The 20,430-nt window shown below is 56.6% G+C and carries 19 protein-coding genes, 2 tRNA genes and 5 pseudogenes; 7 read left to right on the forward strand and 19 right to left on the reverse strand.

The window, feature by feature from the left end:
* Positions 1 to 121: 121 nt before the first annotated feature.
* Both QP888_RS07680 and QP888_RS07685 read right to left on the reverse strand, forming a co-directional pair.
* On the reverse strand, positions 122 to 667 hold the full coding sequence (locus QP888_RS07680; RefSeq protein ID WP_284812945.1) for a single-stranded DNA-binding protein: 546 nt from the start codon (positions 665 to 667) through the stop codon (positions 122 to 124).
* Between the two features lie 197 nt (positions 668 to 864).
* Positions 865 to 3,216: a bifunctional copper resistance protein CopD/cytochrome c oxidase assembly protein gene (locus QP888_RS07685; RefSeq protein WP_284812946.1), complete on the reverse strand. Its 2,352-nt coding sequence runs from the start codon at positions 3,214 to 3,216 to the stop codon at positions 865 to 867.
* Positions 3,217 to 3,325: 109 nt separating this feature from the next.
* Between QP888_RS07685 and QP888_RS07690 the strand changes: the two genes are divergently transcribed.
* The 4 genes from QP888_RS07690 (at position 3,326) to QP888_RS07705 (ending at position 5,248) form a co-directional block, all read left to right on the forward strand.
* A tRNA-Arg gene (locus QP888_RS07690) sits at positions 3,326 to 3,399 on the forward strand.
* A gap of 159 nt (positions 3,400 to 3,558) precedes the next feature.
* Entirely contained in the window at positions 3,559 to 4,356 is a 798-nt protein-coding gene (gene cmrA / locus QP888_RS07695; RefSeq protein ID WP_284812948.1) for a mycolate reductase, read from the forward strand.
* Positions 4,357 to 4,439: 83 nt separating this feature from the next.
* Entirely contained in the window at positions 4,440 to 5,123 is a 684-nt protein-coding gene (orn, locus tag QP888_RS07700; protein ID WP_284812950.1) for an oligoribonuclease, read from the forward strand.
* 49 nt (positions 5,124 to 5,172) lie between these two features.
* A tRNA-His gene (locus tag QP888_RS07705) sits at positions 5,173 to 5,248 on the forward strand.
* Between the two features lie 149 nt (positions 5,249 to 5,397).
* Here the strand turns inward: QP888_RS07705 and QP888_RS07710 are convergent.
* The 5 genes and pseudogenes from QP888_RS07710 to QP888_RS07730 all read right to left on the reverse strand — a co-directional run.
* A pseudogene (locus QP888_RS07710) lies at positions 5,398 to 5,604 on the reverse strand (IS1249 family transposase); the annotation flags it as partial.
* Between the two features lie 125 nt (positions 5,605 to 5,729).
* Positions 5,730 to 6,059, reverse strand: coding sequence for a transcriptional regulator (locus QP888_RS07715; RefSeq protein WP_284812951.1), 330 nt, complete (start codon positions 6,057 to 6,059; stop codon positions 5,730 to 5,732).
* On the reverse strand, positions 6,052 to 6,456 hold the full coding sequence (locus tag QP888_RS07720) for a hypothetical protein (RefSeq protein ID WP_284812953.1): 405 nt from the start codon (positions 6,454 to 6,456) through the stop codon (positions 6,052 to 6,054). Before QP888_RS07720 ends, QP888_RS07715 begins: the two co-directional genes overlap by 8 nt.
* 154 nt (positions 6,457 to 6,610) lie before the next feature.
* Positions 6,611 to 6,748 (reverse strand): annotated as a pseudogene (locus QP888_RS07725) (transposase-like zinc-binding domain-containing protein); the annotation flags it as partial.
* A 161-nt stretch (positions 6,749 to 6,909) separates the two neighbouring features.
* The gene (locus QP888_RS07730) at positions 6,910 to 7,056 is read right to left on the reverse strand and encodes a hypothetical protein (protein ID WP_167449701.1); all 147 of its coding nucleotides are present in this window, start codon (positions 7,054 to 7,056) and stop codon (positions 6,910 to 6,912) included.
* Between QP888_RS07730 and QP888_RS07735 the strand changes: the two are divergent.
* Positions 7,055 to 8,249: pseudogene (locus QP888_RS07735) on the forward strand (IS3 family transposase). The gene QP888_RS07730 and the pseudogene QP888_RS07735 sit on opposite strands and share 2 nt — an antisense overlap.
* Positions 8,250 to 9,142: 893 nt before the next feature.
* On the opposite strand, the gene QP888_RS07740 reads toward QP888_RS07735, so the two are convergent.
* The 5 genes from QP888_RS07740 to QP888_RS07760 all read right to left on the reverse strand — a co-directional run bounded on the left by QP888_RS07740 (position 9,143) and on the right by QP888_RS07760 (position 12,652).
* Positions 9,143 to 9,910: an endonuclease/exonuclease/phosphatase family protein gene (locus tag QP888_RS07740; RefSeq protein WP_161970719.1), complete on the reverse strand. Its 768-nt coding sequence runs from the start codon at positions 9,908 to 9,910 to the stop codon at positions 9,143 to 9,145.
* 296 nt (positions 9,911 to 10,206) lie between these two features.
* Positions 10,207 to 10,845: a DUF6973 domain-containing protein gene (locus tag QP888_RS07745; RefSeq protein ID WP_150850659.1), complete on the reverse strand. Its 639-nt coding sequence runs from the start codon at positions 10,843 to 10,845 to the stop codon at positions 10,207 to 10,209.
* A 68-nt stretch (positions 10,846 to 10,913) separates the two neighbouring features.
* Positions 10,914 to 11,291 (reverse strand): HNH endonuclease, encoded by a 378-nt coding sequence (locus tag QP888_RS07750; protein ID WP_121910501.1) that lies wholly within the window; start codon positions 11,289 to 11,291, stop codon positions 10,914 to 10,916.
* A 141-nt stretch (positions 11,292 to 11,432) separates the two neighbouring features.
* The gene (locus QP888_RS07755; protein WP_121910502.1) at positions 11,433 to 11,891 is read right to left on the reverse strand and encodes a hypothetical protein; all 459 of its coding nucleotides are present in this window, start codon (positions 11,889 to 11,891) and stop codon (positions 11,433 to 11,435) included.
* A gap of 5 nt (positions 11,892 to 11,896) precedes the next feature.
* Positions 11,897 to 12,652: a DEAD/DEAH box helicase gene (locus tag QP888_RS07760; protein ID WP_259854111.1), complete on the reverse strand. Its 756-nt coding sequence runs from the start codon at positions 12,650 to 12,652 to the stop codon at positions 11,897 to 11,899.
* Positions 12,653 to 13,277: 625 nt separating this feature from the next.
* Here QP888_RS07760 and QP888_RS07765 point away from each other — a divergent pair.
* A pseudogene (locus QP888_RS07765) lies at positions 13,278 to 13,697 on the forward strand (transposase); the annotation flags it as partial.
* A 67-nt stretch (positions 13,698 to 13,764) separates the two neighbouring features.
* Positions 13,765 to 14,959: pseudogene (locus QP888_RS07770) on the forward strand (IS3 family transposase).
* A 16-nt stretch (positions 14,960 to 14,975) separates the two neighbouring features.
* Here QP888_RS07770 and QP888_RS07775 read toward each other — a convergent pair.
* The 7 genes from QP888_RS07775 to QP888_RS07805 form a co-directional block, all read right to left on the reverse strand.
* Entirely contained in the window at positions 14,976 to 15,107 is a 132-nt protein-coding gene (locus QP888_RS07775) for a hypothetical protein (RefSeq protein ID WP_284812956.1), read from the reverse strand.
* Positions 15,108 to 15,160: 53 nt separating this feature from the next.
* Positions 15,161 to 15,589 carry a hypothetical protein gene (locus QP888_RS07780; protein ID WP_147446184.1) on the reverse strand — a complete coding sequence of 143 codons (429 nt, stop codon included), beginning with the start codon at positions 15,587 to 15,589 and terminating at the stop codon, positions 15,161 to 15,163.
* Complete coding sequence (locus tag QP888_RS07785; RefSeq protein WP_200440405.1) at positions 15,573 to 17,105, reverse strand: relaxase/mobilization nuclease domain-containing protein; 1,533 nt, start codon at positions 17,103 to 17,105, stop codon at positions 15,573 to 15,575. Before QP888_RS07785 ends, QP888_RS07780 begins: the two co-directional genes overlap by 17 nt.
* 22 nt (positions 17,106 to 17,127) lie before the next feature.
* Positions 17,128 to 17,508, reverse strand: coding sequence for a plasmid mobilization relaxosome protein MobC (gene mobC, locus QP888_RS07790; protein ID WP_200440404.1), 381 nt, complete (start codon positions 17,506 to 17,508; stop codon positions 17,128 to 17,130).
* A 200-nt stretch (positions 17,509 to 17,708) separates the two neighbouring features.
* Entirely contained in the window at positions 17,709 to 18,056 is a 348-nt protein-coding gene (locus QP888_RS07795; RefSeq protein ID WP_121910506.1) for a hypothetical protein, read from the reverse strand.
* Positions 18,057 to 18,058: 2 nt separating this feature from the next.
* Positions 18,059 to 18,628 carry a hypothetical protein gene (locus tag QP888_RS07800; RefSeq protein ID WP_121910507.1) on the reverse strand — a complete coding sequence of 190 codons (570 nt, stop codon included), beginning with the start codon at positions 18,626 to 18,628 and terminating at the stop codon, positions 18,059 to 18,061.
* Positions 18,629 to 19,062: 434 nt separating this feature from the next.
* Positions 19,063 to 20,271 (reverse strand): hypothetical protein, encoded by a 1,209-nt coding sequence (locus QP888_RS07805; RefSeq protein ID WP_284812959.1) that lies wholly within the window; start codon positions 20,269 to 20,271, stop codon positions 19,063 to 19,065.
* Positions 20,272 to 20,430 lie beyond the last annotated feature (159 nt).

A 20,430-nucleotide genomic window follows, 5' to 3' on the forward strand; every position in this document is an offset into this window, starting at 1 on the left:
GTGGAACGACACTAAATCTTTATCTCTGACGAGAATACATGACTTTAACTGCCGCCCCACCACGGATCCCGCACGATATGGGCACACCTGCAGCCGTCTACTATGGGCAACCCGCGGCGGTTTACTGTGCGCCGACGGGTGTTGGTTCCTCGACAGCTTTTTTATTATTCGATGTAGCTTGCTCGCCGAATGGCGTCGCTGATTCATCCGTGAACCCAGATCCAGATGCACCAGCAAGCGCATCCTGATCAAAGACAACGCCTTCCACGTTGAGAACCAACCCGCCGGTGTCATCGCGATCTGCTTTCCGCTTGGTTAGTGCGGCCGCATAATGCGCAAGGTCGGCAGCGATGTGAGTGGCTTTCAGCACCGTTTTCGAGTGGCGCTTTTCTTCGTTATCTTCCCATTGTTGGGTCACCAGCGAACCCACCAGCACCACCGGATAGCCTTTGTGCAGGCTAGCGGCGGTATTGATGGCCAACTGCCCCCAGGCTTCGACATCTAGGAACAGGTTGTCATAATCCCGCCAGCCGGATTCTTGTTCCTCGTCACGCACCGCACGCGACGATGCCACGCGCATATCAAGCACGCAATTTCCTCCGGCAACGCGACGCAGACTGGGTTCTTGGGTAATCCGACCGGTGATGGTGATGTGGTGTTGCGACATAATGTGGGCTCCCCTTCCAAGTATTCAGGTAGCCAACGCGATCTGCGCTGGTAACCCCTACTGTCGGGGAATTCACGGGCTACCACAATGAGCACAACCGAACGCCTGTGGATACCACTAGTTATCCACAGGCTCCGTGCATTGTTACATGCATCGGTTGCGCACTGGCCGAGCATTGTGTATTCCGCGATGCGCCGTTAATTTTTACCCCGGCCCCGTTGTTTTCGAAAACGAGACCGCCGCATCTCAGATTCGTGATAGTCATCCTCAATGCGTTCACCCCGGCTCATCTTTTCCAGCATCGCGTTATATAGATCTAGAGCATTACCAGAACCAGTGTGAGAACCACTGCCCGAACCAGTGTTGACTTCTACGCTTTCCCGGGAATTATTCCCTGGTTTGTCGGTATTCGCGGGTCTATCGGCATTCCCAGTTCTGTCGGTTTTGTGGGGGTTTTCCGCGTTATCGGTATCGGTTTTGTCCGCCCTCACGCGCTTCGATGGCTTGGTCCGCACCTGCTCTCCGGCGCTTGCCCCGTGCTCGGAAGACGCAGCACCGTCGGCAAGCTCACCGGCAGCCACATGATCCGGCACCCGGTCCATTTCTGCATCGATAGATTGCTGTTGGGCGCGGTCATAAGTAAACAGCTGTCGGAATAGCTCACCAAATACGACGATCAGGGGGAACGAACCGGCGGCCCAACCAATACCGGCCCCAACGCGCTGATCCGCCAGCAGATCAATCGCCCATGGCAAATTAATAGAGGTATAAAACTCCTCACCGTAAATCTCGGTGAGCTGCATCATATACACGCCCAGGTACAGGTGGATCGGCATGGAGAAAAACAGCCAGGCCAAGCGCACCAGCGGCTGCTTGCGGCCAGGCAAAGGATCCGGGCCCATGACTTCCCAGAAATAAATATAACCAGAAACCAAAAACGCCCAGTTCATGATCACGTGACCGGCATGATCAGAAATCGCGGCCTGATACCAATCGAAATTCAAGTACAACGCGTAGAACACAAAGACGAATTGCGCGAGGTTTACCGGTGGATAGGTAATAATGGCCAGCCCGCGGGACTGACAGAACGCCCGAGTCCAATCATGCAGGTTTGGTATTCCGGCCTCGCCTGGTTCCCAGGCGGTCATGATCAGCGTCAGCGGCGCACCTAGCACCAGAAAAACCGGGAAGGTCATCGACAACAGCATGTGACCGATCATGTGCATGGAGAAGGTCGCCGGAATGATCATGCCGACGCCCGAGCTCATGATCACCGCCATGCCGAGTGATCCCAACAAGAACCAGGCAGTGCGGCCATTCGACCACTTATGCCCGGCACGACGCGCGCGGCGCACGGCATAGAGATAACCCGCAGCCAACAGAATGCCCAGTGCACTAAACATGACGTCGAAACGCCAGATGGTCCACACATTGAGAATGTCCGGCTCAAATGGGATGTCGTAACCGACGGTGATTTCCATCGTCGACAAGTTCGGATCATCTGGTGCCGGTGGCGGGGTGCGCCCCATGGTGACGGCAATACCAGCTGTCAGTGCCATCACCAGTACCTCGACGATGGCGATGCGACGGAAAACCTCCGGGCGTTGCGCTAGTTGCGGGATGCTGCGTTGCCGGTGCAGCCAGCCAAGGCCGACGAGGACGAGGGTGAGCACGGTTTTGGCGGTGATGATCCAGCCGTAGTTCGTCGTAAAGAGATGGTGTGGGCCAATGCGCAAGGCAGCATTGACGACGCCGGAAATCGCCATGACTGCGGCGGCGAACAGCGCCAGGCTGGAATAACGGCGTACGGCAAGTTCACGGTGTTCTCCGAGGCGACGCGAATGCGCGATTAAGGCGGTCAGCCCGCCGATCCACAATGCCATGAATACCAGGTGCCACAGGTAGGAGTTTGTGCCCCAGTCGTGGTCACCGCCAGATGCCGAGTGGCCTTCCATACCCAGCGGAACGACGGTGAGTATCGCGCCGATGAGCAAGATTGGTTGCATGGTCCAGCGTCGCGCGAATAATCCGACGATGCCGACGGCAGCGGCCATCAGCGACATGATCAACCAGGATTTCGCTTCGGCAACCTGGTCTAGGGCCACATCCCAGTGTGCGAAGGTGCTAAAGAATGAGGTTCCGGAAACATCGGAAAATGTCATCGAGACCATCACCAGCGCAACGACGGCGACAGTCAGCAAGCTCAGTGCACCAGTGCGCGCCGCCAGGTGTCCGTCGACGCTGAGCCGTGCTTGGGCAAGACCGGAATTAGGGGTGGGAGCATCTGGTGCGGGTTCCGGCATTCGCGGTGGAATGAGGAATGCAGTGAGTAAATAGGAGCCGGCGGCGAGCGCGACCAGGATCCAGGAAGCCGCGCGGAAAAATGGCAGACCAAAGGTGGTCAGCATGCCTGGGTCTGGGATGCCGAGCGCTGCGAGTGATTCCGCGAGAAATTGCGCGGAGATGATGCCAGCGGCAAGGCCTGCGATCAGCAGCATTGCCAGGTACCAGGGCCAGGTGGAACGCACACGTTGGGTCGGGGTAGCCATAGGCTCTAACCTACAACCGATCGCCCGGGATTCTGAACCGGTGTGTCACCTACTTGCACAATCCGGTATAGTTTTCATGCGGATCGACGCTCATGGGCGCGATCTACCGGCCTCCATAGCTCAGTGGATTAGAGCAACGGGTTTCTACCCCGTCGGTCGCGGGTTCGAATCCTGCTGGGGGCACTTTTTATGGCTATAACCGAGCCTCTTATCGGCAGCACACTCCTGTTTCGCACCAAGGTAGGGTTGAACGAAACAAGACCCGAAAACAGCTACGCAACAGCGACTCCCCAGTGTGCCTCATCCCGCCACTGCGGTGAGCGCGCATCGTTAAGGAGAACCATGGCTCTTCCCCACCCGCGACCAGACACCTTTGCCCTGGTCACAGGCGCCAGTCAAGGCATCGGCGAGGCCATGGCGCGCGATCTTGCCAAAGCCGGCCACAACCTCATCCTCGTCGCCCGCCGCAAACAGGTGCTCGACACGCTTGCCGACAAACTCAGCTCCCACGGCATCACGGCTGAAGTCTTTGCCGCAGACCTGTCCAACTACGACGAAGTGACGGGTTTGTTGGAATACCTGAAAGATAAAAACGTCTCCATCGCAATAAACTCGGCGGGCATCGCAAGCTTCGGCAAATTCGTCGAACAAGACTGGGATTATGAAACCAACCAGTTCCACCTGAACGCCACGGCGGTGCACCGCATCACCAATGCGGTTGTCCGCCCTATGAGGGAACGCGGCGAAGGCGCGATTTGCAACGTCGGCTCTGCCGCAGGCAATATCCCGATCCCGAATAACGCTACCTACGTGTTCACCAAAGCCGGTGTCAATGCTTTTACCGAGGCGCTGCACTACGAGTTGAAGGGCACTGGCGTGACCTGCACGCTGCTTGCCCCGGGGCCTGTGCGCGAGGCTGTCGTGCCTGATGAGGAACAGTCAATCGTCGACAAGGTCGTGCCAGATTTCTTATGGACCACCTACGAGTCGTGCTCAGCCGAAACCCTGGACGCCATGGCCAAAAACCGGCGCCGCGTGGTCCCCGGCCCGTTGTCGAAAGCGATGAACGTAGTCAGCCAGATCGTGCCAGTACCACTGATCGCACCGCTGGTCGGCAGTTTTTATTCCAAGATGGGTTAGCTGCGATGCACTGATTGCTCTGATGGCACCGATAGCACTGATTAACACCGACTAAATGTTTTCACTACAGGAAGTTCTTGCTGATGACCACTACTAATGCAGAAAATTCCCAGCCAAACGAAGACACTGCTACTGCAGCCGATATTCCCGCAAAAAGCAACCGGCTGGTATGGATCGACTTGGAAATGACCGGGCTGGACCCGAAGCAGCACGTCATCGTCGAGGTTGCCGCATTGGTCACCGATGCCAACCTGAACATTCTTGGCGACGGCTATTCCGCGGTCATCCACGCCAGCGCAGAAGAACTGGCCAAGATGGATGATGTGGTCGTGCGCATGCACCAAGCTTCTGGCTTGGATAAAGAAATTGCGGATTCTACCACCACCATCGGCGATGCCGAGCAGGCGGTGTTGGATTTGATTGCGCAGCACTGTGAGGAAGAATGGGCGGTTCCGTTGGCTGGCAATTCGATTGCGACCGATCGCCGGTTTATCCAGGAATACATGCCGAAGTTAGACGAGCGCCTGCACTACCGCATGGTGGATGTCTCCACAATCAAAGAACTTTCCCGCCGCTGGTTCCCGCGTGCATATTTTCAGCAGCCAGATAAAGGCCAGGCACACCGCGCGCTGACAGATATTGTGGAATCGATCCGCGAGTTGGACTATTACCGGCGAGCGGTTTTTGTGAACCCGGGTGCGGTTTCTAGCGACGACGCCGCACACGCAAAAGACGCTGCTACCGCCGCTTACCAGCAGTTTTTGTAAATTCGCAATGATGCGCTAATCTAGTGCGTGCTGCTTTAGAGCAGCGATGGTGGCTGTAGTTCAGCTGGTAGAGCACTAGGTTGTGATCCTAGGTGTCGCGGGTTCGAGCCCCGTCAGCCACCCCAAAGATACCCCGTAACCTGCACGATCAGGTTGCGGGGTACACCGCTTTTCACGCCGGGTACGTTAAAGAGTACGTTATAGGTTCTAGAAATCAGGCGCTAGTCATGGGTTAAGGGTCAAAATGTGTGTCTGGCTCGGCGTGTCGCTTGGGCTAGATTTGGCCTTTTTGGATGCCGATTGAATGGGCGTAGTTGGTGTCGATAGCGTTGTCGTAGAGGGCTGGTCGTCCTGTTTCGTGGTCGGCTCGGTTCTCGTTGTGGGTCAGGGTTTGTACTTTGGCGAGTTGGTCCTGGCGCCAGTTGGACTGTCTGGCAATTTCTACGGGATCGTCGGGCAGTTCTGTTTTTAGATACAGCCATCACGCTTGCCGACGTTTTCTCGGCCCCGCTCACTACCATTGAGAACGGTGGGCACTTCCTGGAGAGTGACGGCTACCTCGAATTTCCGCAGTTGAGGCAGCACATTATGCAGTGGCTGCGCAGCCTATGAGCCCTCTGTCATGGCTTTAAGTGCGGCAACGTGCTGTGTATAGGCTCCTGTTCCAGTCTTGGTCAACGCGACCCAGACGGCGTCTTTGGCGCGCGTGGAGCCATATTCGCGGGTGCGGCTGATATAGCCGCTGTCCTCAAGATGTTTCAACTGCTTGGAAAGCGTATCGGCGGGAAGCTCGGTGAGCTCTGCAAGCACGGCGTATTTCATCTGCCTGCCGTCGGTTGCGCCCGAATGGAACAGCGTGGCACAAATTTTAAGCCGATTGATGGGGTGGATGACCGGATCTAGCTTGGCTGATTGGTGCGTAGACTCCTTAGACATTGACACCCTTTACAGCGGCGTTGCGGTTCTCATACAACATCCATGCCATCGCCGTAGAGACAACGACGCCGCAGACAATCATCCACGGCCAAGTATCAGGCGTCGGCACGGTGGAGAACATCATGGCACCTGGCAGCAGTACTCGTGACCAGGTGGCGCGATCATTACTCGGCCCCATATTGGGATTGACCCGAACGAAGGGGTTTGCAATCTTATCTTTGAGGAGATAGCCCAGAACGAACGTCGGTACAAGAACCGTGAGGCCGTACCACCATGACAGCTTGAATAGCGCGATACCGCCGCCGACGCCAAGCGCCACTATCGCCACCGCCCACGGGCTCTGTGTCCAGGCGGTGCGCTCTTGAACGTCGTGAATGATCTTGAGGTCGTCGCTCATCGTTCTTTTCCCTAACGTCAACTTCCCTGGTTTGCAACTAAGGCAAGTGTAACACTTGCTGTATATGCAAGTCTAATGCTTGCCAAGTATGCAAGTGAAGAACTGTGCATAGAGTGGATGTAGCTATGCATGGGGTCTAACGGGGCTGGTGGTCTGCTACTGTGACATCTGGCCGACTTTTATTGACTGAGGCTCCGCAGGCCTTACATCGCCATCGGGTAGTGCCTTTGCTGGTTGTTCCATTGCGTTTGGTATCACCGCCGCAGTAGCAGCGTGGTCGGTTCTTTGGCATTGAGCCACCACACCACCGCCTACTACCACAGACTGGCAGCCACACCGGGGATTTACCGTGTTGAGGCCAGATATATGCTCCCAAAGCATATATTTCACGCTACCCTACAGGTCAGAACCTAAAAATCCCCGATCCCAGACACACTTTCTAACCCTTAACCCCTAGTCATCGTCACCGATCTCGATCACCTTCTCGGCAAGGTAGACCATCGGGCCGACGATGAGTCCGATGACCGGACCTGACCCCTGTTTGGTAGACACCTGATATCCAGCCCGGTTGGGTTGGGAAGAAAGGTAATCTACCACCATGCCTAGGTACTCCGAACAGTTCAAACGTGATGCTGTGGCCCTCTATGAAAACAATGAGGACCTTTCACTTCACGCGGCTTCAGCAGAGCTTGGAGTCAATCGTTCCTCGCTTTTCTCCTGGCTTCAGCAATACGGCACCGGCAAACGTGCCCGCACGAAGGCCATGCGCGACAACGCCAAGGAGACGACTGATTCCGAGCGAATCCGCCAGCTAGAAAAAGAGAACGCGAAGCTGCGCGAAGAACGCGATATTCTGCGCAAGGCCGCGAAATATTTTGCCGAAGAGACACGCTAGTGATCCGCTTCCAGTTTGTCTATGACCACCGAACCGAGTACTCGGTCAAGCGGATGTGCCATGTGTTAAAGCTCAATCGCTCCTCGTTTTATAAATGGGTCAACACCCACGAAAATCGCAGGTTAAAGATATGTTCCGATGCCCTTATTGGTGCAAGAATCAAGGCCATCTTTGATGATGAGAACGGGCTTTATGGTGCTAAACGCATCGCTGCAAGCCTCAACGACGATACGGACTTTTCGGCCCGATCAACCATAAGAAGGTTGCGCGCATCATGAAATCCATGGGGCTAAAAGGCTTTAGCAAACGGCGTCGATGCATCACCACCCGGCGCAAGCCTGGTCACCGTGTCATGCCAGATTTAGTAGGCCGTACATTCACCGCTGACGAGCCGAACCGTGTTTATGTAGGCGACATCACCTACCTGCCGTGTAAGGGCGGTAAGAACATGTACCTGGCCACGGTCATTGACACCTATTCACGAAAACTTGCAGGTTATGCACTCGCAGACCACATGCGTGTCTCACTGGTCATCGAGGCTTTGTCCCATGCCAGCACAGTCCGCGGAAGCCTTGACGGGGCTATTTTCCATTCTGATCATGGAAGTGTGTACACCTCACAGGCGTTTAGGGACCACTGCGCCCAACTTGGTGTACGCCAATCCATGGGCGCGGTGGGAACTAGTGCCGATAATGCCCTGGCAGAATCATTTAACGCCACCTTAAAACGTGAAGTGCTACGTGATCGGAAAGTCTTTGATAATCCCATTATCTGCCGGCGGGAAGTCTTTCGATGGTGCATGCGCTACAACACCCGCAGACGGCACTCCTGGTGCAACCTTCTAGCCCCCAATGACTTCGAAGCACTCACATCAGCTACACTGACCCAAGCAGCATAGCTAACCCCCGACGTGTCTACTTTCCGGGGGTCAGGCCCGGCAAGCCGCAGACCCTTCGCGACTTGTTCGAGTCGGAGCTCGTCACAACAAGCCTCGTTTCGGCACATATCGAAACGTTTACCGACTTGGGCGACCGGTGCGAAGAAGAGCTCGAACGCCACGACAAGGGCTGACGAAGGCAGAAAGACACCAGGCACGCAGGACGTTCAACGTCCCTCGCCGCGCCCCCCGACCTCCGCAACGCACCCCGCCTCGACCCGCACCCCGCTTCCGTGTCGGTGGGCGCTCCGGCAAACGTGTCGGACTCCGAAGCGTGAGGACGTGCCCGAAACGGCACCCGGGCCGAATAACGCAACGATGCCCGAAGCGAACCCCACCGGACACCGAGACGAGTCTCGGGGCGGGAGCGCTGTGTCGCGGACAGGTAGGCGGAAGGTTCGGGCATAGTATTCCCCGTCGAGTACAGCGCCTTCACCCATGTCCACGCCGTCCAGGCCGAAGGGGTCCAGGTCGGCGGGTTCGAGCAGCCTGGAGGCGGGTTTGCCGACTTCGAGCTTGTCCTTGAGGGGATCGGGTTTCGCGCCGGCGCGGACGCGTCTGCCGCCGCAGTTGGTACCGTCCTTGGCCGCGAGCCCACCTCCTTCCTGGGTTTGATAGGTCAGTCCGGGGTTTGATTCGGGACTTTTGTGCGCGGAGGGCCTAGCCCGCCAGCCCATAGCCTAGGCACTAGAGATTTCATGCCCCCTGCGGGGTCTGTAGGCCCCGCAGAGCGTCGAACGGAAGAAAAACGACTCAAACCGCCACCGAGAACCTAAGGCGCTCAGAATCGCTTGCAACGCGTTTTATGCTGCGAAAATGATTAGAGGCATCAACTTTAAGCAGTGCTAAAACACTCACTGAACAGCTACTTGAGTTTTGTAAGCGAGGTGATCGGAGTAACCAATCTGCTGCACTTGACAGGAGTGGGCTGTTATTCCTTGTGTTACGAAGATATGGTCGATGGGTGATCTTAAAAGGTTGGGCGCACCAGCTGGCCAAGTACCAGTGGGGGTGGTTGAACAGAGCTCTTGCGAATCAATAAGCCTGCCTCTAGTGGCAAGAGGACCGTGGCGAAGAGTGGCGTTAAAGTCGCCCGCGATTATAAGCGGTTTTTGTATCGAGTTACCAAACTCAACGACACGATTGATGTCATCCCGCCACTGATTCATAAGTCTAGGCAACGGTGGTGCTGTATGTAGCCCTAGAATCACAGGAAGCCGAGCATCGTCAAACTCGATGGCAACTGTTCCGAATGATGTTACCGGGCCTCGTGTAAAGTGCGCTGCTCCAAGCCTTTTATTTACTACAACTGACGTGGGGGCGATTTGCCCTGTATAAGTGTTCGGAAGACCATCATTACGAGTTTCAAAGAGCTGCCCGTCATATTTTGACGTTTCTATCGCTTCACGAAGCTCATAGCCGGACGTTTCGGGCAAAACAATGATGTCGGGATCCCATGTACTGACAAGTTGTTGGAAATCGCTGGCGGTCAGCATTGATCCCGTATTAAACGTAACGACCGTCAGGTTCCCCTCTGTAACGGTGGAATGTTGTTGGCCGCTGACCTGATGTGGGATACCATTCGGAGCGAACAAAAATCCTGCTCCCGCGACAATCCACACTAAACAAGAAGTTAGGGCAAGTCTTGACCATCGCCTCCGCCAACCGACACCGGTAGCACACCCGCCAAGGAGTAGTATCACCAGCCCCAGTGCTTGCGGGAAAGCTAGCACCTGAGCGAAGGGAGGGTAGACGCTCAACGATCTGGCAACCCCAAACTGTGGGAATAGCCCCACAATACAGGAAAAGCAGCCCAACACAATCCCGCAAACAAACATAGCCTTACGCCAGAGTAATCCTTTAGAACCACTCTGGTGCAAGGCTTCCCAATTGTCACGGCTCATTGGACTCTGGTCAGCTACCGTAACGTCACCAACCGGTTGTTGCGTGCAAGCCATTCACAACGGTTGGAGGCGCTATCATAGGTGCGATAGCTTTGACCAACTGATCGACCAGTTGCGTTGTTAGCGAGATCCATCTCCTTATCACGGCCAGAAGATTCAGCTTCATGGCGATCACCGAACCCCTGAGCTTCTCCCACGCCCATGTCGATGGTCATTCTGGCACTCCAATAGCAGTGGCGGTAAGCGTCACCCTTACCCTGATACAGAGAATCCCTGCCGAACTTGGCCTGGGATCTTGCAAGTGCATCATCTGCTGCCGATTTAGCGGATGCGCATTTACCCATGTTCCAGGGTTGCGCGCAGAACCTAGCTTCTGCACCGTTCAGCCCACCAGGATAGTATCCGTAAGTGGTGAACTCATCCGGTCGGACAGGTTGCGACTCGCCGACGTCAAGAGCGTCAAGGCTGAACCTCTGAAGCTGGTCTGTGGTCAAGTAGTAACTTGCTGAAGTGGGTTGCGTGTTAGCATCTTGTGTTTCTTCAGCCCATGCTGGTGTTGTGCCGAGGCCGAACGTGAGAGCCAAGGCGGTGATGACAATCGGAGTTCGGAGCGTGCGTTTTAACGTAGGATCTTTTGCTTGAGATTGCACCATGACAAAACCGTAACACAGTATCTGCCAGATCGCACCCCTATTGACAATGTGTGGTGAGCCACACTTTGCTAATGCGTGTAGACGCGTGGGGCTTGCCGCCACCGGTCACCATCCACCGCGGACTGCCTAGAGTAGCAGGGCTTACACAACGCTCTAAGGTTGCTCTCATCATGCGTACCACCCTTCGAGAGTGGTTGGATGTGATGCACCTCGGCCGCTGGCGTGACCCGCCCTGCTTTCTGGCAGTCCTCACACAACGGGTGGGCCGCGAGATACCGCTTGCGTACCTGCTTCCACGCCTTGTCGTAGCGGCGGTTAATCTTTGGGTCGCGCTGGTACTTGCGATAGCGTGCAGTCTCAACTTTCGCGTGCACCGAGCAGTAGCGCTCGTGGGTGAGCTGCGGGCAGCCGGGATACCGGCACGGCTTTGCTGGACACTTCGACATTGTTCACCACCCTTCGCATGCATGGCAAAGCCCTCAACAGAATCCTACTGGGGGCTTGACCTGATTACCGACTGCTTACCACAGTAGAGGGTGCAAGCGTCGAAATTATCCGCTCTTTGCGATACCCGCAAACGCGTGGGTTCATCCGTAGAGTGCGGAGGCGAGTCTGCGTACCGCGCGAGACTTCTTGGCGTGAGCGGTGGTGCGCTCCACAAAGAACCGGTCAGCCACCGCCCGCAACCGATCCTCTTGGGAGACATCGTCGGCAGCGAAAAAGAACGTGTCCAACACGAACCTGTCATCCTCGCCCAATGTGCCCCATGAGGACAGGAACCAGTCCATGTACTCCCGTGCCTGGGCGTAGCGCTGCTGGTAGGCATCCACCCGGTCCGTGCCAGCGGCGATGCGGTCTTCACCAGCCTTGGGGTTTCGCACCGGCGGCATCCCTTCCGGGGCGGGGATGTTGAACCAGTAGAGTTTCTCGGCTTTGTCCTTGATGGCCTGGTCGGTGGTCTGAAGGATGTGCTGCATGGCCACGTAGTCCTCCAATGCGGCCACCGTCGCACGATAGGTGTCAATGTATTTGCTCATCACGTGCATGAGGGTTACTTCCTTTCGGGGTTGAGGGTGGTGGCCACGGCCTGGATCAGCGCGGCCTGCGTGGTGTTCTTCGCTTCCAGGGCTGCCAGGACTTGCTCGTCGATGGTGCCGGCGGTGGCGAGGTGGGTGATGGTGACGGGTTGGGTTTGGCCTTGCCGGTGCAGCCGAGCGTTCGTCTGCTGGTAAAGCTCCAAGCTCCAGGTGAGCGAAAACCAGACCAGCAGGTGCCCACCGGATTGGAGGTTCAAGTCGTGCCCCGCGCTGGCGGGGTGGATCAACGCCAGTGGAATGTCGCCGGCGTTCCACGCGGTGAAGTCGTCGGAGGTGGTCAACATACGTCCCTGCTGGAAGCGCTGACAGATTCGCTGGGCGTCGTGTTTGTGCCGGTACGCCACCAGAAGCGGCTGCCCGTTCGCAGCCTCAACAAGGTCCTCCAAAGCGTCGAGCTTGCGGGCGTGAACCTCCACGCTCTCCCCGGCGTCGTCATAAACCGCGCCGGAGGCCAACTGCATGAGCTTGCCCGAGAGGGCTGCGGCGTTGACGGCATCCACCACCTGCCCGTCCAGGTCGAGCACCATGTCACGCACCATCTGGTCGTACACCCGTCGCTCGGCCGGGGCCAGGTCCACCTCCTGGGTGGTGACCGTCAGCTCTGGCAAATCCAGGTAGTCGGTGGTGCGCATGGACAGGGTGATGTCGGCGATCGCGGCGTAGATTTCCTCCTCCGCACCCTCGCGGGGTTTGTAAGAGAACACCTGCATGCCATTACGCCGATCCGGGGTAAAACAACGTTCCCGGTAGCGGGTGATGTACGGGAGTCGGTAGGCGCTGCGGGTTTTCGAGGCGGTAAGCGTGACGCAGAACGTGACGGTTAGCGGTTCGGGTCTCGCCCCGAGGTTCCCGTAGCGAGGTCCGCTTCGGGGTTCCCGTAGCGAGGTTCGGTACGAGTTCCGTAGCGAGGCGCGTTGAGGGGTCCGGTTCGGAAGTCGCGGCGGGTCTCGATACGAGGTTTCCGTTGCGGGGTGCGCTTCGGGGTTCCGAGGCGGTGGGCGTGGCGCGAGAGGCGGTTCAGATCTTTCGGGACGAGGGCCGGAACGGGTCTGTAAAACGCGGTAGTCGTTGCCCAAGGAAGGAGACTTCCTCGGGGCGGGGTGCGTTGCGGGGTTCGGTGCGGTTGTCGAGGCGGAAGACGGGGCGAGGGTCGGTACGGGTTTCCGGGGCGGGGTGCGTGGCGGGGTGTGTAAGGAAGCGATGGAAAACGTGTAAGCCGCCGTGTAAGCGGCGGCGGAGTTAGAGGTCGGGGAGTTTACTGAACGTCCCGAAGTCTCGGAGAGTGTCTGATGGTTTGTGTGTGGGTCCCCAACCCGCACAAGGAGATGGACCAGAATGACTACTGTGACAAGACGAGATCCGGCTGATAAGGCCAAGATTGATGCGATTGAAAAGAAGCTGCTTGCTAACCCTGAAATCGCGAAGCTGATTGATGACCTAGGCACGTCGACAACGGATGCCAATGACCTGGTTCGGGGCATGTTGCAAGCCTCGATTACTAGGGGTTTGAATGCTGAAATGGATGCCCACCTTGGCTACGAGTCCGGCGACAGGAGCGGCAAAGCTGCAGCTGGGACAGACAATCACCGCAACGGCACCTACTCGAAGACCGTGGATTCTAACTACGGGCCGGTCACCGTGGATATCCCCAGAGACAGGACTGGGACGTTTATCCCAACTATGGTCCCTAAAGGCTCGAGACGTTTAACTGATGTCGATGACATGATTGTCAGCTTGTACGCCGGTGGGAGGACCTGACCCCTGTTTGGTAGACACCTGATATCCAGCCCGGTTGGGTTGGGAAGAAAGGTAATCTACCACCATGCCTAGGTACTCCGAACAGTTCAAACGTGATGCTGTGGCCCTCTATGAAAACAATGAGGACCTTTCACTTCACGCGGCTTCAGCAGAGCTTGGAGTCAATCGTTCCTCGCTTTTCTCCTGGCTTCAGCAATACGGCACCGGCAAACGTGCCCGCACGAAGGCCATGCGCGACAACGCCAAGGAGACGACTGATTCCGAGCGAATCCGCCAGCTAGAAAAAGAGAACGCGAAGCTGCGCGAAGAACGCGATATTCTGCGCAAGGCCGCGAAATATTTTGCCGAAGAGACACGCTAGTGATCCGCTTCCAGTTTGTCTATGACCACCGAACCGAGTACTCGGTCAAGCGGATGTGCCATGTGTTAAAGCTCAATCGCTCCTCGTTTTATAAATGGGTCAACACCCACGAAAATCGCAGGTTAAAGATATGTTCCGATGCCCTTATTGGTGCAAGAATCAAGGCCATCTTTGATGATGAGAACGGGCTTTATGGTGCTAAACGCATCGCTGCAAGCCTCAACGACGATACGGACTTTTCGGCCCGATCAACCATAAGAAGGTTGCGCGCATCATGAAATCCATGGGGCTAAAAGGCTTTAGCAAACGGCGTCGATGCATCACCACCCGGCGCAAGCCTGGTCACCGTGTCATGCCAGATTTAGTAGGCCGTACATTCACCGCTGACGAGCCGAACCGTGTTTATGTAGGCGACATCACCTACCTGCCGTGTAAGGGCGGTAAGAACATGTACCTGGCCACGGTCATTGACACCTATTCACGAAAACTTGCAGGTTATGCACTCGCAGACCACATGCGTGTCTCACTGGTCATCGAGGCTTTGTCCCATGCCAGCACAGTCCGCGGAAGCCTTGACGGGGCTATTTTCCATTCTGATCATGGAAGTGTGTACACCTCACAGGCGTTTAGGGACCACTGCGCCCAACTTGGTGTACGCCAATCCATGGGCGCGGTGGGAACTAGTGCCGATAATGCCCTGGCAGAATCATTTAACGCCACCTTAAAACGTGAAGTGCTACGTGATCGGAAAGTCTTTGATAATCCCATTATCTGCCGGCGGGAAGTCTTTCGATGGTGCATGCGCTACAACACCCGCAGACGGCACTCCTGGTGCAACCTTCTAGCCCCCAATGACTTCGAAGCACTCACATCAGCTACACTGACCCAAGCAGCATAGCTAACCCCCGACGTGTCTACTTTCCGGGGGTCAGGCCCACCGTCATGATCACGATCAACCAACCAACGGTCCCGTACCACGTCTCAGCGCCAGCGACGTGACTCCAGAGCGCCCCTAGACCGTCGGGGATGCCGAGGAACGTCATCACGCCGACGCCGAGACCGCCGATGGCAACGAAGCCCACGCAGGCCACAAGGATCGTCAATTGTCAGAACGAACACCCCAGTCAGTGTGCTCCCAAATCCACTTTGCGACGAACCAGATAGCACCGAACAAACCCGCCAGCACCGCCACACCTAGCAAGCCCCAGCCGAGATGACCCTTCCACGACTCAGCATCATGGGTACGCTGCCATATCTCGGGCAAAGCCAAATCCAGACCAAAGACCGAGATAGTCATACCAAAGACACCGGACACGACAACCACAGCGAGGCAGAGAGTAGCGGCAAACAGCAAGAGACCAGCCACATTAACAGCACCAGCCTTTAACCGCTTGTCGATGAGGTCAGCAGTCTTAGCGGCTTCCTGAATAGAGACATCCAAGCGCTCGCGCTCCTGGGCGAGACGCTCAACGCCATCATCAATCATGCTCTGGAAAGAGTCCTCATAGCGACTAAAACTCTGGTTCATGGTCGTTTTCAGCCTCTGATCCACCATCGGCTTCAGACGCTTCTCGATGCAGTCGGTCAGCCTCTCGACTGCGCTGTCGCTTAGACTCATTGGCCCCTCGCTTGCTTCGAGGACGGCCTGGACCAGAGTCCCCAGCGACGTCAGGGACTTGGCGATCTCCGCCGCCCCGCTCGTCAGAGACTGTTTCTGATTTTGAATCGCTACCGGCAGCTGGGCCGCTGCCTCCGCGACCTTCGTTATCACGGCCACCGTCTGCTTCACTGCCGCGTTGTATTCCTCCGTTCCTACGGTTGTATTCTTTAAGACGTTCAGTTGCGTGTCCAAGTTCTTCAGCCAAGGCTCCATATCCGCCAAGGTCTTCGAGTGTTTCTCGACTAGGGATGCCGTCGGGGAGTTCTTCAACTCCCCGACGGAACTGGAGAGCGTCTTCATGTCCTGGCCCATTTTCACCTGTTGCTCGGACAGGTGAACCACGTCCTTGCGATGATCCGCAACGACCTTCTGAAACTTCTGCACCTCCAGAGCCAGTTGATTCACCAACTTCAAATTCTCGCCAGTATCCTGATTCTTCTTCCGGCGCATATTCATAGCCATAATCAAATTCACCTATTTCCCTAATATTTTCTTCAGCCTGCATTTGCAGCAGTTGGGCGCGAAGCCCGTCCAATGTGAAGTCAGCACCAAGACGCGAGCCAGCACTTGCGGCCCGAGCGTTACCTTTACCGTTTGCACCAGTCACCCGGAGCACATCACCGTTGTCATCGACAACCGCGAAAGACGAGCGCTCACGTTTGCGCTTGCCACGACCTTTACGTGAGAAGGAAAGGTGATACTCGGGCGCAATATCTTCCATCACGTCAAGGGCAGAGTTGATACCCTTTTCGCCATCGTCGTCCAGGGCCTCGACAACGCGCTCATCTTCAAGAAGTTCATCGATGCGAGCGCGAGCAAATTCGCGCCAGTTCTCACGAGTTAATTCATCCAACGACAGTTCGGAACCGTCAATATCAAGCCCCTTAGCTTTAGCCATCCGCTCATCGTGTGAGTACGACACCTCATGCTGTTCCAGCACCTCCAACCCATACGACTCCATCACCGCGTCGTTGACCTCCCGGACGTGCCAAGCATTGCCTGCACCCTTCGGAGCAGCGTAGCCAGTCTGGCGGTCGTGATTGGCTATGAGAATGTGGTTGTGAACGTGCGCAGTATCGGTGTGAGTAGCAACAAGCACGTCACACCCAGGGGCCACTTTCCCCGCGAGAGCAAGCCCCGCAGAGTGTGCGCGTTCCACGTCACGTGGTTTATCTGGATCAAGTTCTTCAGGGCTGAAAGATTGAATGACGTTGATGGTCTCATTACGACGTTGCGCAGAGCTTGCTACGCGCTCTTGAACCTCCAACGCCCATGCCAACGGATGATAGCCACGAGGGCCAACAACAGAGAGCGCACTCGCACGAGATTCACCCGCCTTCATTGCCTCACGAGTACCCCACACGGCGTAGACAGTGGAAGCCACAACACTCTTAGAGCGCTGCACTTTACTTACCGACATCATCAACCGCCTTCCCGACGTATTTGGCCAACCCATCGACGGCATCGGGAATCTCGCGCAACCCAGGCACCACATCATCAGACCAGCCCATGACATGAGCCATGCGGACAATCTGATTTATGTTGACGCCGATGCGACGAATAGCCGCCAAGGCGCGGTCGAGAGCGTCACGCATCTCGACTACTTCCCGCGACACCGGAGCCGCTGTCGCACGCTCAGTTACATCGTCAGGCAGCCTACCCGCCAAGGCGGTTAGGGCCAGACGCATAACTTCGCTTTCGGTGACTCCGAGAGCCGACGCGGTGCCACGCACCACCTCAGCCTCTGCGTCACCCAGACGCACTGTCACGCGTCGCCCATTACTCATAATCCACAGCTCCTTGTTCCCGTGCTAAGTGGGCTAGCGCCCACGTGCCTCCTGCCTCCAGCCGCGTGAGCAGTTTCGGCCTACTTCGTGGCCCCACTGCACGCGGCTTCCAACAGGAGGGGCCAGCATCACCCTTGTCGGACAAACGACCCTCCGGGTCGTGTCCTCCTGCGGGCTGCTGGCTAGGGGCGCTCCGCCCCCTAGAACCCCTGGTTTCCGCTGACAAAGTCAGCGGTTGCTTCACCGAAATCACTACCGTGATTTTCAGGCTCAGCAGGCGGGGTACTGTCACCTTCCGATGCAGTTTCACTGTCATCGAGGGAAGGTTCCACACCCTCAACAACCAAGAAGTAAAACTCCTTCATGTTAAGGTCTGCGTACTTCGCCCAACGCGACCGAGAATCGGTCGCGCCTTCGCGCAAAGCCTCACCGACAATCCGGTCGGCTTCACGCGCAGCCTCGCGCAACTTCGCATCGAGAGCAGCCTGCCGCTCTTGCAGTTTTTGCGCACGATTAATCGCGCGCCCAATCTGATTACTAGTAGCCATGATTAAAGCTCCATTTCTGGACCCTCTGGGCCCGGTTCAGTAGATGGGTTACGAGGCACAAACCGATGCTTCGGTTTGCGCCGTTGAGGACGCGCAGCAGCTTCAGCGGCACGTTCCTTAAACTTCTTTTCGGCTTCGCGCTGCGCACGCTTAGCGCGTGCTTCTTCGACAGCATTGACAACCTCGTCCAGGCGCTCAAAGTCAGGAGACGCGGCCACATCTTGGGGAGCCTTCATCTCGTTTATTGCTTCGAGTGCAGGTTCCATATCGGGCAAATCAGCATTAGCAACACTGCCAGCCAAGTCATTGACAAAAGACGCGTGACTGTCACTCATTTCTTCTTCCTCACGATTCAATTTATCGACCAGGGCGCGAACTTCATCCATATTCGCGTCACGTAAAACATTCTCGCGGCGGTCCCGTTTAGACATATGGTCCCACTGGCTCCGCGTGAACTCACCGGCCCCGAGAGAGGACAACCACTCAAGTTTGTCGCCGATCGTGAGACGCGAGGACGACAACTCAGGCACATCAATCAGCCCGGCTTTATGCGCAGCTACGATTTCAGACAACAGAGCACTGCCTGCAGTGCGGACTCGACGCCCACCCTTCGATCGGTACCTACGGTCCCAGTTATCCCAATCCCCACGAGTGCGAAGACAACCCGTCAGATGAACCGCACCCGGACGATGGTTTTGAAGATGCCGCGCAATGCTCCGCGCCTTGTCGTAATGGAGCACGCTCAACCAGGGGCGGGTTGCAAACCCGCAGAGCTCGTTCCCATCAACGAACGAGGACTCGAACGTCTCAGGGACAGGCTCACGCTTGAGGTAGTAGTCAAGCGTGGATAGCTCAGGCTCGCGCGCGACCAGTACACAGTCGAGGCGGTTCTCAGAACGTGACAGATACTTGAACGATGGGAACGTCGAGTAGGGGTTGGGGATTTTCCCGGTGCGCGACAGAGCGAGGTTACGGAAATACTCCCGCTCCTCAACAGTGCCGCGCTTTACACTTTTGGGGTTCGCACACCACCCTTCGCCAGCACACCGCCGTCCTCACGCGAGACGTTCGCACGGGTAGAAAGGTTCACCAAGTCAGACTGCTGATGCTTCACTTCCCAGATCGAATCGTCGTCCGCGAGCGCAAGACGCGACTCACGGAGAATCTCAGCAAGACCGAAAAGGTCGTGCCTTTCAAGATCATCATCGGCAGTGATCACACCGTCGGTGGTTGCACTCAGAATAGAGGTCTGGTTAGAGACAGCCGTAAGCGCGGCACGCACCAACGACGTCGTCATAGCCGCGTGGTAGGGAGAAGTTACGGCAGAACCACCGATGTTCTCCATCTCTTCGGCGTAGGCATTCCAACCGTTCTGGTCAACGACGTCTTGAGCTAGCTTGCCGTAGCACGAATTGGTCGCAACCTTGATTGTCAGCTCCTGAAGAGACTTTTTCCCGTAGGTCTCCTTCGCTACAGCACGGTCGAGAACCATCTGACGAAGCGCAGGACGCAGAGACCGGGAGCGCACAACCTCACCATCTACCTCGCGGGTGAGAAGCTTGAGCGTGATGCCAGTCTGGCAAAAGACGCGAGCGCCAAGCTTCAACGCGAGGTAGACCTCGGGGCCGGCGCAGGTAGACCCGTGAAAGACACCACCGATCTCACCGTTGACACGCGCAGCGATCTCATCGAGCTGTTCGCGGGTGTAATCCCGTCCGCCAAGGTCCCGACCCTCACGGTCCAGACCATCTTCGTCGAGACGCTCGTCCTCGCCAAAGCCGCAGCCGTATGAGGTCTGAGGAAAGATCAGAGAGTTACCACGCCGCACCGGCAAGCAGGGAGTTTCGACATCGTCGGGGAAGACCCACGAAACATGTCCAACGAAAGGCGTGAGATACCCGAGCGGAAAATCATCGAGAGTCAGTTCACGCTTGTCGATGTGTTCCTTGATCACACCACCATCGGTGTAATCAGGGTCATAGATACTGGCCATCGCAGTGGGATAAGCAGACTGCAGATCCCAGTCGTACGTAGGGTAGGCATGCACACCCGGGGACGGACAAGTGTTGTAGCCACCAGCGAATGCGTCGGCCCACAAGGCGTGAGATACACACGCGTCGCCGTCAACCGGCCCCAGGCCACGAACTGCGTAGTACTCAAGCGAGTCACGGTCAGATTCCAACTCAACACCGCGAGTCTTGAGTCCTTGGAACATCCGACGGAAAATCGCGTTGCTCGGTTTACCAGAATCGACAAGAGCACTACCAATATCTCCAGAATCGATAAACCCCTCATCCTGGTGTGGGCGGGGTTTTTCGGACCGGATGACTTAACATAGGAGACCATAACGACCGACCAGGTCAGAAAGATATGG

It is taken from the genome of Corynebacterium sp. MSK297 (genome assembly GCF_030232885.1).
Lineage (GTDB): Bacteria > Actinomycetota > Actinomycetes > Mycobacteriales > Mycobacteriaceae > Corynebacterium.